The sequence below is a fragment of the Rhodococcus sp. 21391 genome, assembly GCF_016772255.1.
Classification (GTDB): Bacteria; Actinomycetota; Actinomycetes; order Mycobacteriales; family Mycobacteriaceae; genus Rhodococcus_F; species Rhodococcus_F opacus.
In genome coordinates this window covers 4581131-4594643 of the sequence record NZ_CP063781.1, presented here as the reverse complement: position 1 = coordinate 4594643, position 13513 = coordinate 4581131, and the positions used below count along the sequence as shown (strand labels likewise).

General features: G+C 68.2%; 13 protein-coding genes. 6 read left to right on the top strand and 7 right to left on the bottom strand.

Translation table 11 applies throughout. From position 1 onward, the window contains the following. Position 1: 1 nt before the first annotated feature. Positions 2-1498 (bottom strand): acetyl-CoA acetyltransferase, encoded by a 1497-nt coding sequence (locus GO592_RS21310; RefSeq protein ID WP_007300088.1) that lies wholly within the window; start codon positions 1496-1498, stop codon positions 2-4. A gap of 384 nt (positions 1499-1882) precedes the next feature. Between GO592_RS21310 and GO592_RS21305 the strand changes: the two genes are divergently transcribed. The 3 genes from GO592_RS21305 to GO592_RS21295 are packed head-to-tail and all read left to right on the top strand — an operon-like array spanning position 1883 to position 3525. Further along, positions 1883-2359, top strand: a complete 477-nt coding sequence (locus GO592_RS21305; protein WP_007300089.1) for a nuclear transport factor 2 family protein — start codon at positions 1883-1885, stop codon at positions 2357-2359. Between the two features lie 46 nt (positions 2360-2405). Beyond that, a complete protein-coding gene (locus GO592_RS21300) occupies positions 2406-2819 on the top strand; it encodes a VOC family protein (RefSeq protein WP_005255471.1) in 414 nt (137 codons plus the stop codon). A 28-nt stretch (positions 2820-2847) separates the two neighbouring features. Beyond that, positions 2848-3525: a pyridoxine/pyridoxamine 5'-phosphate oxidase gene (locus GO592_RS21295; protein WP_007300090.1), complete on the top strand. Its 678-nt coding sequence runs from the start codon at positions 2848-2850 to the stop codon at positions 3523-3525. Positions 3526-3544: 19 nt separating this feature from the next. On the opposite strand, the gene GO592_RS21290 is transcribed toward GO592_RS21295, so the two are convergent. The 4 genes from GO592_RS21290 to GO592_RS21275 all read right to left on the bottom strand — a co-directional run bounded on the left by GO592_RS21290 (position 3545) and on the right by GO592_RS21275 (position 6982). Further along, positions 3545-4057, bottom strand: a complete 513-nt coding sequence (locus tag GO592_RS21290; protein WP_007300091.1) for a hypothetical protein — start codon at positions 4055-4057, stop codon at positions 3545-3547. A 110-nt stretch (positions 4058-4167) separates the two neighbouring features. Then, the gene (locus GO592_RS44565) at positions 4168-4626 is read right to left on the bottom strand and encodes an IclR family transcriptional regulator domain-containing protein (RefSeq protein WP_007300092.1); all 459 of its coding nucleotides are present in this window, start codon (positions 4624-4626) and stop codon (positions 4168-4170) included. Continuing rightward, positions 4623-5117, bottom strand: coding sequence for a hypothetical protein (locus GO592_RS21280; RefSeq protein WP_007300093.1), 495 nt, complete (start codon positions 5115-5117; stop codon positions 4623-4625). Before GO592_RS21280 ends, GO592_RS44565 begins: the two co-directional genes overlap by 4 nt. A gap of 161 nt (positions 5118-5278) precedes the next feature. Beyond that, the gene (locus GO592_RS21275) at positions 5279-6982 is read right to left on the bottom strand and encodes a peptide chain release factor 3 (RefSeq protein WP_007300094.1); all 1704 of its coding nucleotides are present in this window, start codon (positions 6980-6982) and stop codon (positions 5279-5281) included. A gap of 213 nt (positions 6983-7195) precedes the next feature. On the opposite strand from GO592_RS21275, the gene GO592_RS21270 reads away from it, so the two are divergent. Next, a complete protein-coding gene (locus GO592_RS21270; RefSeq protein ID WP_007300095.1) occupies positions 7196-8827 on the top strand; it encodes a fatty acyl-AMP ligase in 1632 nt (543 codons plus the stop codon). Between the two features lie 11 nt (positions 8828-8838). On the opposite strand, the gene pth is transcribed toward GO592_RS21270, so the two are convergent. Together pth and GO592_RS21260 are read right to left on the bottom strand one after the other, a co-directional pair. Further along, positions 8839-9411, bottom strand: a complete 573-nt coding sequence (pth, locus tag GO592_RS21265; protein WP_005255495.1) for an aminoacyl-tRNA hydrolase — start codon at positions 9409-9411, stop codon at positions 8839-8841. Positions 9412-9518: 107 nt separating this feature from the next. Further along, positions 9519-10145, bottom strand: coding sequence for a 50S ribosomal protein L25/general stress protein Ctc (locus GO592_RS21260; RefSeq protein WP_039952679.1), 627 nt, complete (start codon positions 10143-10145; stop codon positions 9519-9521). A 333-nt stretch (positions 10146-10478) separates the two neighbouring features. Here GO592_RS21260 and GO592_RS21255 point away from each other — a divergent pair, with 333 nt between their 5' ends. Then, positions 10479-12266: a flavin-containing monooxygenase gene (locus tag GO592_RS21255; protein WP_005569427.1), complete on the top strand. Its 1788-nt coding sequence runs from the start codon at positions 10479-10481 to the stop codon at positions 12264-12266. After that, a complete protein-coding gene (locus GO592_RS21250) occupies positions 12263-13513 on the top strand; it encodes a GAF domain-containing protein (RefSeq protein WP_007300097.1) in 1251 nt (416 codons plus the stop codon). Before GO592_RS21255 ends, GO592_RS21250 begins: the two co-directional genes overlap by 4 nt.

Sequence of the window (13513 nt, the reverse complement as noted above, 5' to 3'; positions counted from 1 at the left end):
GTCAGAACCGCAGAGACAGGATGCCGTCACGGTCCGTGACGTGAACGGTCCGCCCGATCACCGACCGTGCCGGGGTCTCGGTGAACGCGGACAGCGCGACCGCCTCCGCGGGGCCGGTACGTCCGGCCAGACGCCGGCCGTCGGGGGTGTGCGCGACGACGAAGCCGGTCGCCGGGGCGCCGTCCCGCCCGTACTCCACCGTGGACGTGACGATGTCGGCTCGTCCTTCGTAGCCGGTGACGAGTTCCGGCGCCTCCGACGCGAGTTGCGCCGGTTCCGGATCGCCGACGTACCCGTCCGGGTGCGGGGCGCCCGCCAGCATCACGACGTGCTGGTACGTCAGGTAGCCGCCGTTGCCGTGGACCAGGGCCGGTCCCGCGCCTTCCCGCAATCGGCGGGTGACCTCGGCAATCGAGTGCAGCGTGTAACTGTTGAGGGGCCCGCCGAAGAAGGAGTGGCCGCCCGTCACGCTCGGCACGATGCTTGCGGGCAGGCCGAGCGTGCGGGTCAGTAGCTTCGGCACCACCGGGAAGCAGCTGTACGCGTCGACGATGTCGAGTGCGGAGGCGTCGATCGAGGCCCGCGACAGCGCCCGGTACACCGCGTCCGTCATCGCCGTGGACGTGCCGAAACCGTTGCGGCTCAGTACGTCCACGGGATCGGCGGCTCCCGCGCCGCCCCACAGGTACACCGTGCGGTCCTCCGGAACGCCGTGTTCGCGCGCGACGGCCAGGGAGCACACCAGCACCGCGGCGGCCTGATCGACGAACGGCATGGCGTTGAGCATCAACGGGTACGGCTCGCACACCATCCGGTTGCCCGGACCCACCGTGGCGATCTCCTCGGCGGAATACACCTCGCACGTCCACGACGCCGGGTTCTTCGCCGCCAGTTCGGAGAAGGCGGAATACATCCGGGCTGACTCCGCCAGCGACTGGTCGGGTCCGACACCCGACTCGTGCGCCACGCGGTTCTCGAACAACGGGTACACCCGGGTCGGAACGATCAGGCCGGCGCGCTGCATCGCGGGACTCCCGAGATCCGCCGGGTCGAACGCGGGAGGACCGCCCGGTTCCGACGCCCAGCCCAGCGTCGTGGGATCGGTGCCCGACTTGCGCAGCGCCGTCATGGTCGCCTGCGACTCACCGCCGACAAGGAGCGCTGCCGACGACCGGCCCGAGGCGATGTCGTCGCCGATGCGGTCGAGGAGCGTCGCGGGCCAGTGGCCACCGATCGGGGACGTGCTCGACCGTGGTGACGGCAGATTCAACCGGGCGGCCAGCAGTCCGGGGAGGTCGTCGTACGACCAGCTGACGGTCTTCACCGCATGGATTGCGTCGATCCGGGAGCCGAGGGTCGCGGAGCCGCTGTCGGCGAGGGCGGCACGCGCGGCGGCGGTGATCAGGTCGAGCGGTTCACGTGGGGCTGCCGGATCGCCTGCACGGCCGGAGCGGATGTCGCCGACTCCGACGATCACCGGTGTGCGGGCCGGATCCATGAATTCCCCTCTCGCGTGACCACGTCAGCGTCACGATAGCGTCGGGCGGGTTACCTGTGGATTCGGGGTCACAGCAATCCCGTCCGGATTTCGAAACGTTCTGTGTAGCAGCAGAACTGGAATGCCGATGCTCGGGGGTGCGAAATCTTCGGGCCCGCGGAGGCCGGCGGCCCCGGGCCTCGCCAGGTGAGGGTAGCCTAAGGTAGTGTGACTGGTGTGCGGGTGCGCAGGCCATGCAGTCATTTCGTAACCTTTTCGTGTCCCGGATCACGGCCTGAATATGCATGATCCGGGCAAAACGGGGGAAACCAAGGCGAACCTGCAGATTATCCGACTAATCTGCAGTCCAGGGCTTGCATGTTCGCTGCACAGGAGGCGGGGGTCATGGATCTCGAAGCAATCAAACAGATCGAGCAGCTCAAGCACCGTTACTCACGTGCTCTCGACACGAAGTCGTGGGTGGAGTTCGCCGACACGATGGTCCCGGACGTCACGGCGACGTACAGCGAATACCTCACGTTCGATTCCCGTGACTCATTCGTGTCCTTCCTCGAGAACACTCTCGGGACCCACGTCATCACCGAGCATCAGTGCGGCCAGCCCGAGATCACCGTCACCGGTGACACCGCGGTAGGGGTGTGGTTTCTCGCGGACACCACGCTGATTCCCGAGGACGGCATGCTGCTGCGCGGGTCTGCCTACTATCACGATCGTTATCTTCGGTGCCCCGACGGAAACTGGCGGATCACGCACACCGGATACGAACGCACCTGGGAATCGGTTGCGTCGCTCTCCGATTTCCCGAGTTTCCGGCTCACGTCCAACAAGTGGGCGATGTTGCAACCTCCGGCATCTGCCTGAGGGAGCACACTGGGACTCGACGCACCGCGGACACTGGGAGGTGACGATGGCTCCGGAAGTCCCCGTTCCCGGCGCGCTGCCGTATCTGACGGTGCGGCGGGGTGTCGAGGCCATCGAGTGGTATTCCAAGGTGTTCGGCGCCGAGGTGGTGGGTGAGCCGATCGTCATGGACGACGGCCGGGTCGGTCATGCGGAACTGCGGTTGCCGAGCGGCATGATCTATCTCGCCGAGGAGTTCCCCGAGATGGGTCTGACCGCGCCGGAATCGGGTTCGACGTCCGTGAGCCTGATGTTGTCCGTCGATGACCCCGATGCCGTCCTGGCGGGTGCCCGCGACGCCGGCGGCAAGGTGGAACGGTGGATCTCGGAGGGCCACGGACACCGCAACGCGACACTCATCGATCCGTTCGGTCACCGTTGGATGCTGGTGGGGCCGACGGATCCGGCCGCGTCGGCCTGAAGACCCGGGCCGCGGCTACTGTCGGCACATGCCGACCACACCCGACCGTTCGTCGTTTCCGGACACCCGCGCGTGGATACGCGCCCTGCCCGCTCTCGGCGGCGAGACACCCCCGCCCGTCGACGCGCTTCCGGAGTCGCCGACCGCGCTGTTTCTCGACTGGATCACGCAGGCCGCGGCGGCCGGTGTTCCGGAACCGCACGCCGCAGCGCTGTCGACCGTGGATGCCGACGGCGATCCGGACGCGCGTTTCCTTCTCCTCAAGGACGTCACGGAGCGGGGCTTCTGGTTCTCGGGTGACACGCGCTCGCCGAAGGGACGTGAACTTGCTACGAATGCCGTTGCGGCACTGTCGTTCTACTGGCGAGAGCAGGGCCGGCAGGTGCGGGTGCGCGGTTCCGTCGTCGAGGGGGATCCGGCGCTCTCCGCCCGCGACTTCCGCGAACGGTCGGTCACCGCGCGGGCCGTGGCCGCCGCCAGTCGTCAGAGCGAGGTCCTGGCCGATCCCGCCGAATACGAACGCGCCGTCGCGGCGGCGGTGGCCCGCATCGAGGCCGACCCCGACTTCGTGTCGGGAACCTGGCGGGCATGGTGCATCGTCCCCGACAGTGTCGAGTTCTGGCAGGCGGACGCCGGGCGCAGGCACGTGCGCCAGCTCTACCGCCGCGAGTCCGGCCGGTGGATCTGCGAGGTGCTGTGGCCCTGACGACGCCCGGGAGCGGGGGTCAGCGTGCGGTCGCGGACGGCGAGCGCAGGTCGACGACGATCGACTGGCCGTTCAGCTTCGCGTGGATCTCGGGGCGCTCGAACCCGGCTGCGACGAGGTATTCGCCGAGCAGCGCCAGCAGTTCGTCAGCGTCCACGGTGGGATCGGCGGAGTGACTGCTCGCCGAGGCGAGGTGCTCCTCAAGCAGTTCGGTGTGTGCAAGACGGCCCGCGACTCGCACGGCTGCCACTCCCATCGCGTTGCGTCGCATGACGGTGCGCCCACGAGATTCGAGCGACGCCGTCGTGTCGGAGGCCTCGGCCGGCTCCTCGGTGCTGTGCGAACCCGAACTGCGCGTCGGCAGCGGGAAGGTGAACTTCTCGGCGGAGCTGGTCGTGGACTTGCCGTTGCCGTTGCCGTTGCTGCCGGTCAGCCCGCCCGTGCTCGGTTCGGCGAAGGGGGACTCCGACGCCGAGTTCGTGCCGGCGGAGCCGTTGCTGCCCGATCCGTTGGTGGAAATGCCGTTCTCCATCGTGTCGCTTCCTGCTCGTGGCCAAACGGGTACCGCGCAAAGCCCGTCAGTGTGCTCGATTCGACCTGAAAGCTACCAGGAGGGTCCGGCGCGCCGCACACCTCGACGGCTCACCGGACCCCCTCGGCCCTCAATTCCCGGGCCCAGGCGGACGCGTGCTTCGTGAGCACGCCGGCGATCCGCTCCAGCTCACCCGGGTACGACGCGACCTCGGCGGGCACGGACACGCTGAGGGCGTCGGTGGCGGGGATCCGGTAGGGCACGACGGTCGCGATACACACCACGCCGACCGTCCCCTGTTCCCGTTCCAGGGCCCACCCGCGGTTGCGGACCTCGCCCAGTTCGGTGACGAGTTCGTCGACGTCGGGGGATCGCCCCGGTGACGTGGTGCGCCGGGTCCGCCAGTGCCGCGCTTGCGGGCTCGAATAGCAATGGGAGTGACTGGACCGGATGCGCCTCGACGCGGAGAAGGTCCAGAGCGCGGTGGTGTGGCCGATCCGGCGAGACAGACTGGCCCCGTTCGCCTGTAGCGTTTGTCGGGCGGTACCTGAGTTCCTAGCGGAGGTCAAGCCACCTGGCGGCTCGTAGGCTTGGTCTTGGCGGGCTGGCCTGTTGGAGCGCATCGCGACCCCGGGGACTCCTGGCCCGCCGCCTGCTTGCGGCGCTCACGCATCCGCTTGTATCGGACGTTCTCGCGCCGCCGCGGGTTGATCTTGTAGCGCGCCTTGACGATCGCCCGGCCCTCGGCCTCGGTGATCGGCGTGTCGTCGACGTCCCGCAAGGCGTACGGTTGGCCGGTAGGCATGCAGGCGGCGATCCGGGTGACCAGATGGGTGGCCAGATGACAGATCGCAGACTCGTGGTGCCGGTCGCCGATCCGTCCAGCGATGACGGCGCTGATCACCGCCCCCACGCCGGGAGCAGAGGCAACGATGCCGGCCGGGTCGGCGTCGGCGTAGAGGTTCGCGACTCGCTCGTCGATCTGCTTGATCTGACGGGTCAGGAACAGTGCATGTTCGGCTTCGTGGGCGATGTCCTCAGCGAGCTCGGCGAAGTCCATCCCGTCAGACCCGTCGCTGACCACAAGCGTCGGTGTGAGACACGGTCAAACCCGCACCACCGCACGGTGATACAGGTAGCCGTGACACGCATCCATCTCAACTATCCGTTGCGCCAGTGGCGGAGAGTGTGAGATCTGTGTAGACGCTGTAGTAGAAGACGCTAATCGGCGGCGGCCACGAGCGGCTCGAGTGTGAGGTCGGGCAGCTCCTTCTGGATGTACTGCAGCCGCCACTTGTCGCTGACCAGAGCCAGCATCACCCCGTCCGAGCGGGTGAATACCTCGACGCCGCGCTGACGGTTCAGCTCGTCGGCCGACTCGGCGTCGGTGCGCCGCGCCAACGCGTAGCCCAGGGGTTCCATCCGGGCCTCGACGTTGAACTCGGCCTTCATCCGCGCCGCGACCACCTCGAACTGCATCGGGCCGACGGCCGCCATGACCGGGGAGGCGTCGCCACGCAGGTCGTTGCGGAGGATCTGCACGACACCCTCGGAATCGAGCTGATCCACAGCCCGCCGGAACTGCTTGTACTTGCCCGCGCTCTCGGCCCGCAGGATGGAGAAGTGCTCCGGCGCGAACGACGGGATCGGCGGGAACTCCACCTTCTTCTCGAAGAACAGGGTGTGGCCGGGGGCGAGTGCGGTGGCGTTGACCAGTCCGACCACGTCGCCGGGGTACGCCGATTCCACGGTCGAACGCTCGCGACCGAACACGGTCTGCGCGTACTTCGTCGTGAACGGCTTGCCGGTCTGGGCGTGGGTGACCACCATGCCGCGCTCGAACACGCCCGACACGATGCGCATGAACGCCAGCCGGTCGCGGTGCGCGGTGTCCATGCCGGCCTGGACCTTGAAGACGACCGCACTGAACGGGTCGGTGACCTCGCGAGGGGTGCCGCCGACGTCCTCGCGGGCGCGCGGCGGCGGCGCCAGCTCGACGAGCGTGTCGAGGATCTGGCGGACACCGAAGTTGAGCATCGCCGACGCGAAGATCACCGGCGACGTCTGGCCGCCGAGGAACAGCTCCTGGTCGTGGTCCTGACCGGTGGCCGAGAGCAGTTCGCTCTCCTCCGCGGCGGTCTCCCATTCGGAGCCCTCCTTCGCGAGGGCGGCGTCGGCATCCATGACCTCTTCGGGGGCGATCTTCGCTCCACCCGCGGTCCGCGTGAATCGGATGTACTCGCGGGGGGCACCGTCCTCGCCGCGCCGCAGCAGGCCCCGGAAGTCGCCGGCGATCCCGACGGGCCAGTACAGGGGAGTCGGGGTGAGCCCGATGCGTTCCTGGATCTCGTCGAGGAGCTCGAGCGGCGTCTGGCCGGGCCGGTCCCACTTGTTGATGACGGTGATCACCGGGATTCCGCGGTGACGGCATACCTGGAACAGCTTCAGCGTCTGCGGTTCGAGGCCCTTCGCGGCGTCGATCAGCATGACGGCGGCGTCGACCGCGGTCAGAACGCGGTACGTATCCTCCGAGAAGTCGGAGTGACCGGGAGTGTCGACCAGGTTGATCACGTTGTCGACGGGGTCGTCCGCCGACGCCTCGGTGGAGCGGTAGTTGAACTGCAGGGCCGTGGAGCTGACCGAGATGCCGCGGGCCTTCTCCATCTCCATCCAGTCGGACACCGTCGACTTGCGGCCCGCCTTGCCGTGGACCGCGCCCGCTTCGGAGATGACCTTCGCGTGGAGCGCGAGAGCCTCCGTCAGCGTCGACTTACCGGCGTCGGGATGCGAGATCACGGCGAACGTGCGGCGACGGGACGCCTCCGCACGGACACCCTTCTCGGATTTCCCTTCCGGTGCGGCGGACGTGGCGACGGACGCCGCCTCGGCTGGAATGGTGTCGGCCGAGTCGGACGGGGTAGTCAACGAAGAACCTCTCGGGGGGACGTGATGCGTGCAGGAAGGCCGTGTGGCCGCATACCAGGTTACTCGGGTGCCGAACACGAACGCGCAGCACAGTCGCATCCAGGGAGGAGTAACGATCGGAGGCCGGTGGGGGATTTATATGGGTGAGTCGTCGGGGCGCTCCGGAGTTCACCGTTTCTGCGTTCGGACACCCGTATGTGCAGGAGGAAGACTGTGAGCAAGTTCACCGACGAGATGTACGCGACCGCGGCGAGTAGCACCCGTGGTCTCAACACGGGTGAGCCCGACGCGCCGCTGCGGCAGTCGTGGGGCGAGATCCACCAGGCCGCGCGCCGCATGGCGGGCGCACTCGCCGAGGCGGGTATCGGACACGGCGACGCCATCGGCATCCTCGCCGGTCAGCCCGTCGACATCGCACCCTCCTGCCAGGGCACCTGGATGCGGGGCGCGTCCGTCACCATGTTGCATCAGCCGACGCCGCGCACCGACCTGGCCGTGTGGGCCAAGGACACCGAGACCGTCATCAACATGATTCAGGCGAAGGCCGTCATCCTCGGTGCGCCGTTCGACGCCGCCAAGCCGCTGCTGGAGGAGCGCGGCATCACCGTGGTCACGGTGGCCGAGCTGAACGAGGGCACGGAGATCGACCCGGTCGAGACGTTCGAGAGCGACATCGCGCTGCAGCAGCTCACGTCCGGTTCCACCGGTTCCCCCAAGGCCGTGCAGATCACGCACGAGAACTTCTACACCAACGCGTACGCCATGATCGACCGCATCAAGTTCTCCATCGAGGACGACGTGATGATCAGCTGGCTGCCCCTGTTCCACGACATGGGGATGGTCGGGTTCCTGAGCGTGCCGATGCAGGTCGGCGCGGAGGTCGTGAGCATCACCCCGATGGACTTCCTCCGCACGCCGCTGCTGTGGGCGGAACTGATGGGGAAGTACAAGGGCACCGTCACAGCCGCCCCCAACTTCGCCTACTCGCTGCTCGCCCGCCGCCTCAAGCAGGCGGAGGACGGCGCCGTCGACCTGAGCACCGTCCGGTACATGTGGAACGGCGCCGAGCCCGTCGACCCCGAGACGATGACCAAGCTCGCCGAGGCGGGCGCCCGCCTCGGCCTGAACCCGTCCGCACTCGCCCCCGTCTACGGCATGGCCGAGACCACCCTCGCCGTCTCCATCCCGGATCCGGATCAGGGCCAGGTCCTCGACCTCGTCGACCCGGATCTCCTCGAGGCGATGCAGCGCGCCGTCCCGTCGAGCAAGCCGAACGCGCGTGCCCTCGCCACCCTCGGAAAGATGGTGCCGAACCTGGAGGGACGCGTCGTCGACAGCGAGGGTGAGCTGCTCCCGACCCGCGGTGTCGGCATCATCGAGGTCCGCGGCAAGGCGGTCACCCCCGGATACATCACGGTCGACGGACACAAGCCCGCGCAGGACTCGGACGGCTGGCTGAACACCGGCGACGTCGGCTACTTCACCGAAGAAGGCCTCGTCGTCGTGTGCGGCCGCGTCAAGGACGTCATCATCATGGGTGGCCGCAACATCTACCCGACGGACATCGAGCGGGCCGCCGGCACCGTCGCCGGAGTACGTCCCGGCAACGCGGTGGCCGTCCGCCTCGACGCGGGGCAGAAGCGGGAAAGTTTCGCCGTCGCGGTGGAGACCAACGACTATCAGGACCCCGAAGTGGTCAAGCGCATCGAGCACGAGGTCGTGCACGCCGTGTTCTCCGAGGTCGGCGTGCGACCGCGCACGGTCGCCGTCCTCGGGCCCGGCAGCATTCCCAAGACGTCGTCGGGCAAACTCCGCCGCGCCACGTCGGTGAATCTGGTCCACTAGGCGCGGAGCGCCTAATGCAGGCGGTTCTGCGCAGCCTCGAGCCCGACGCGCAGGACCAGCTCGACGGCATCCGCGGATTCTTCGCAGACGAGGTCGAGTTCCTTGCGTTCCGCCGAGGAGAACGGCTTCAGCACGTACGACGCCGGATCCATCCGTCCGGGGGGACGACCGATCCCGACACGGGTGCGCAGGTACTCCTTGGTGCCGAGCGCGCTCGAGATGGACCGCAGGCCGTTGTGCCCGCCCTCGCCGCCGCCCTGCTTGAGTCGAATGGTCCCGAAGTCGAGGTCGAGTTCGTCGTGGATGACCACGATGTTGCCCGGATCGACGGAGAAGAACCGGGCCAGCCCGGCGACGGCGGAACCGGACAGGTTCATGAACGACCGCGGTTTGGCGAGGATCGTCGGACGTCCCTCGAGTCGCCCCTGAACGATCTCGGCGCCGCTCTTCTTGTGCGCGCTGAACTTGCCACCCATGCGAGCGGACAGCACGCCGGCCACCATGAAGCCGACGTTGTGCCGGGTCTTCTCATATTGCGGTCCGGGGTTGCCCAGACCCACCACCAGGGCGGTGTCTTCACTCACCGACAGGGTCCTTCCATGCGTGAGGGGGTCGTGTCAGACGACAGCGGCGCGTCACCCCGGACAATCCGGGACGACGCGCCGCCGACATCAGTGCGGTTGCGAGAGGATCAGCTCTCGGCGCCCTCTTCGGCCGGAGCCTCGGCGGGCTCGGCCGCGGCTTCGCCGGTCTCCTCTTCGAGGTCGGCAGCGGTCGGGGCTGCGACGACGTTGACGATGAGCAGTTCCTCGTCGGCCTGCAGGGTGGAACCCTTGGGCAGCTCGAGCTGGTTGGCCAGGATCTGGGTGCCGACCTCGAGGCCCTCGACCGAGATCTCGATCTGCTCGGGGATGTGCAGCGCGTCCGCTTCGAGGGAGATGGTGGCGGCGTCCTGCGCGACCAGGGTGCCGGCAGCGGCCTCACCGGTGACGACGACGGGAACGTCGACGGTGACCTTCTCGCCCTTCTTGATGACGAGGAGGTCGGCGTGCTCGATGTAGTTGCGGATCGGGTGAACCACGACCGACTTGGTGAGCGCGACCTGCTCCTTGCCCTCGATGTCGAGGGTCAGGATGGCGTTGGTGCCGTGCGCGCGCAGGATGGCGGCGAAGTCGCGGGACGGGACGTTCAGGTGGCGGGGGTCCTCACCGTGGCCGTACAGGACTGCGGGGACCTGGCCGTCGCGGCGCGCGCGGCGGGCGGCACCCTTGCCGAACTCGGTGCGCACGGCGGCTACGAGGCGATTTTCGTCAGACATGGTGAAACGGCTCCTACAACTCACGGTGGTAACTGGCGGGCGGTTCGAGTCGACGAGGGACGAACACGCGACGGCCAGGAGCGAAACGCTCGAGCAGAGCCGTCGCCGCGTCGATCACGGTGAGCCAGTCAATGGGAACTTCTGGTTCACCCTCGCCGAGACAACTTATGGAACTCTACCGGATGGCCTGTTGACCTGCTAATCGGGTGTCCTCGGGAGGCTGCGCGGCGCCGAGGTGGGGACGGTGCAATCCGATGCAACGCTGTCGCCCCGTCCTTGTGACCCGTATCACAGAGATATCGAACTTCTCGATTCCCGACGACGGAGGACATCATGACCGCCACACTCGACGCACCCGTCGACACCGCCATCCCGCAGCCGGGTGACATCGCCCGGCGCTGGCTGGCCGGATTCGGTGCCGCCCTCGAACGAAGCGACGTGCGCGGGGCCGCCCAGCACTTCCTGGTCGACGGTTGGTGGCGCGACCTGCTGTCGTTCACCTGGGATCTGCACACCACGCACGGTCGCGCGGACATCGAGTCGCGCCTCGCGGATTCGGTTCCGGTGCACGAGCCGCGCCACCTCGTCCTGTCACCCGCGCACCCCGCCGAGGCGGTGGCCGATCCCGAGGGTGACTGGATACAGGCCTTCTTCACGTTCGAGACGACCCTGGCCCGCAGCCGCGGTTTCGTTCGGCTGAGGCGCGACGACGACGGCGAGTGGCGTGCCTGGACGTTGATCAGCGCGATGGAGGAGATCAAGGGTCACGAGGAGAAGAAGGGGCATCGGCGGGTTCAGGGCACGAATCACGGCGCCCACCGCGGCAAGATCAACTGGCTCGACCGGCGAACCGTCAAGGGTGAGTTCGAGACCGAGCAGCCGGCCGTCGTGATCGTCGGCGCCGGCCAGGGTGGTCTCGCCCTCGCGGCCCGTCTGGGACAGCTCGGAGTCGACACCCTGCTGGTGGAGCGAAACGACCGGATCGGTGACAGCTGGCGCAAGCGCTACCACTCGCTGGTCCTGCACGACCCGGTCTGGTACGACCACCTGCCGTACTTGAACTTCCCCGACCACTGGCCGGTGTTCACGCCCAAGGACAAGCTCGCGAACTGGTTCGAGTTCTACGCCGACGCAATGGAACTCAACGTGTGGACGGGGACCGAGTTCACCGGCGGCAGCTATGACGACGCCACCGGCGAATGGACCGTGACCGTCGCCCGCGACGACGGCTCCACCCGCACGCTGCACCCCCGGCACGTCGTCCTCGCCACGGGAATGAGTGGGGTGCCGAACATTCCGCGGATCGCTGGTGCCGACACGTTCGAGGGAACCATCGAGCATTCGAGTTGGTTCGTCGGCGGCCGGGAGATGCAGGGCAAGAAGGCCCTCGTCGTCGGCTGCTGCAACTCGGGCCACGACATCGCCCAGGAACTCAACGAGCAGGGTGCGGACGTGACCATCCTGCAGCGCTCGTCCACGTATGTGATGAGCAGCAAGCACGGCATCCCCGGACTGTTCGGCGGCGTGTACGAGGAGGGCGGGCCCGCGGTGCAGGACGCCGACCTGATCTTCGCGTCGCTGCCGTACCCGTTGCTCGCGGGAATTCACGCCGGGGCGACGGAGGCAATTGCAGAGAAGGACGCGGAGATGCTCGACGGTCTGCGGAAGGCCGGATTCAAGGTCGATTTCGGCGAGGACGGCAGCGGCCTGTTCATGAAGTACCTGCGACGCGGCGGCGGCTACTACATCGACGTCGGCGCATCCGAGCTGATCGCGAGCGGCGAGGTGACGGTGAAGCAGGGAACCGAGATCGATCACTTCACCCCGGACGGGGTTGTGTTCGCCGACGGCACCGAGATGCCGGTGGACGTGGTGGTTCTCGCGACCGGATACAAGAACATGCGTGAGAGCGCCCGCAAGTTCCTCGGCGACGCGGTCGCGGACCGCTGCCAGGACGTGTGGGGCCTCGACGACGAGGGCGAGCTGCGCACGGTGTGGCGCCGGTCCGGTCATCCGGGTTTCTGGTTCATGGCCGGCAACCTGCATCAGTCCCGGCACTACTCGAAGTATCTGGCCTTCCAGATCAAGGCCCAGGAGGAAGGGTTGCAGCCGATCCGATGACGGACAGTGGTGTGGCTCACAACGCCGGGGGTAGCCTCGGCGTTGTGAGCGCTGAACGTCCGACCGCCGACCGGCTGACCGCAGTGGCAACCGGTGTGGATCTGCCGCGACATGCGCGGCTGCTCAGCCGGGTGCACGACGCCGTGCTGTCCGGGGAGCAGCCGCCCGCGCTGCCCCGGGACGTGGTGGCGCGGTCGTGGTCCCGACTGCAGGCGGGCGGTGTGAGCCCGGACCACTGCGCGGACGTGGAGCCCGCCGACTTCTCCGAGATCGAGGCGCGGCGTACCCGGACGGCGCTGCGCACGGTGCTCCCGGAACTGCGCAGCACGCTGACGCAGGTCGCGGACGATGCGAACTTCATCGTGGTCATCGCCGACGCCGACGGTGTCCTGTTGTGGAGGGAAGGATCCCGCGGGGTCCGGAAGGCGGCCGACGCCCTGGGGTTCACGGAGGGTGCTCGCTGGGCGGAGCAGGCGGTCGGGACCAATGCGATCGGCACGGCGCTGATCGAAGATGCTGCGGTGCAACTGTTCTCGGCCGAGCACTATGCGCCCTCGCATCACGGCTGGTCGTGCACAGGGTCGCCGGTGCACGATCCGCGCACCGGTGAGATCCTCGGCGTCGTCGACATCAGTGGGTCGGCGATGTCGATTCACCCGACCACGGTCGCACTCGTCCGCACCGCCGTGCGTCTGGCCGAGGCGACACTGTGGCGCGAGCACACGGCGCAACTGGACAAATTGCGCGGTCGGGCGGCACCGCTGCTCGCGTCGGCGGGCGGTCCGGCGCTGGTCGTCGACAAGCACGGGTGGGTCGCGGAGGCGAGTGGCATCGCGGCGCCGGAGCGGGTCGCGCCGCCGAGCCTGGACCGGCCACTGCTCGTCCCGGGGCTCGGGCTGTGCGTGCCCGAACCGCTCGGCGACGGCTGGCTGGTGCGCAGGCGCGTCGACGGGGCAGCCATCGAACTGGAACTCGACCTCGGGGACGCGCCGCACGTGACGGTCCGGGGCGACGTCAACTGGACGCGGGCGCTCTCGCCCCGGCACGCCCAGATCCTGCGGGTGCTGTCGGTCGCGGGACCGGCGGGCGTCGACGCGGCCTCGCTCAGCGAATCGTTGTTCGGCGACCGCGACCACGTGGTGGCGGTCCGCGCCGAGGTCTCGCGTCTGCGCAAGAGTCTCGGCGCGGTCCTGAGCACCCAGCCCTACCGGTTCGCGGCCGGCGTGACGGTCCGGCTCGTCGGGTAG

Coding starts and splice junctions, on each gene's coding strand:
- GO592_RS21310 (WP_007300088.1), bottom strand. CDS start 1,498: ATGGATCCGGCCCGCACACCGGTGATCGTCGGAGTCGGCGACATCCGC.
- GO592_RS21295 (WP_007300090.1), top strand. CDS start 2,848: ATGCCGACCACACCCGACCGTTCGTCGTTTCCGGACACCCGCGCGTGG.
- GO592_RS21255 (WP_005569427.1), top strand. CDS start 10,479: ATGACCGCCACACTCGACGCACCCGTCGACACCGCCATCCCGCAGCCG.
- GO592_RS21250 (WP_007300097.1), top strand. CDS start 12,263: ATGACGGACAGTGGTGTGGCTCACAACGCCGGGGGTAGCCTCGGCGTT.
- GO592_RS21305 (WP_007300089.1), top strand. CDS start 1,883: ATGGATCTCGAAGCAATCAAACAGATCGAGCAGCTCAAGCACCGTTAC.
- GO592_RS21280 (WP_007300093.1), bottom strand. CDS start 5,117: ATGGACTTCGCCGAGCTCGCTGAGGACATCGCCCACGAAGCCGAACAT.
- GO592_RS21300 (WP_005255471.1), top strand. CDS start 2,406: ATGGCTCCGGAAGTCCCCGTTCCCGGCGCGCTGCCGTATCTGACGGTG.
- GO592_RS21260 (WP_039952679.1), bottom strand. CDS start 10,145: ATGTCTGACGAAAATCGCCTCGTAGCCGCCGTGCGCACCGAGTTCGGC.
- GO592_RS21290 (WP_007300091.1), bottom strand. CDS start 4,057: ATGGAGAACGGCATTTCCACCAACGGATCGGGCAGCAACGGCTCCGCC.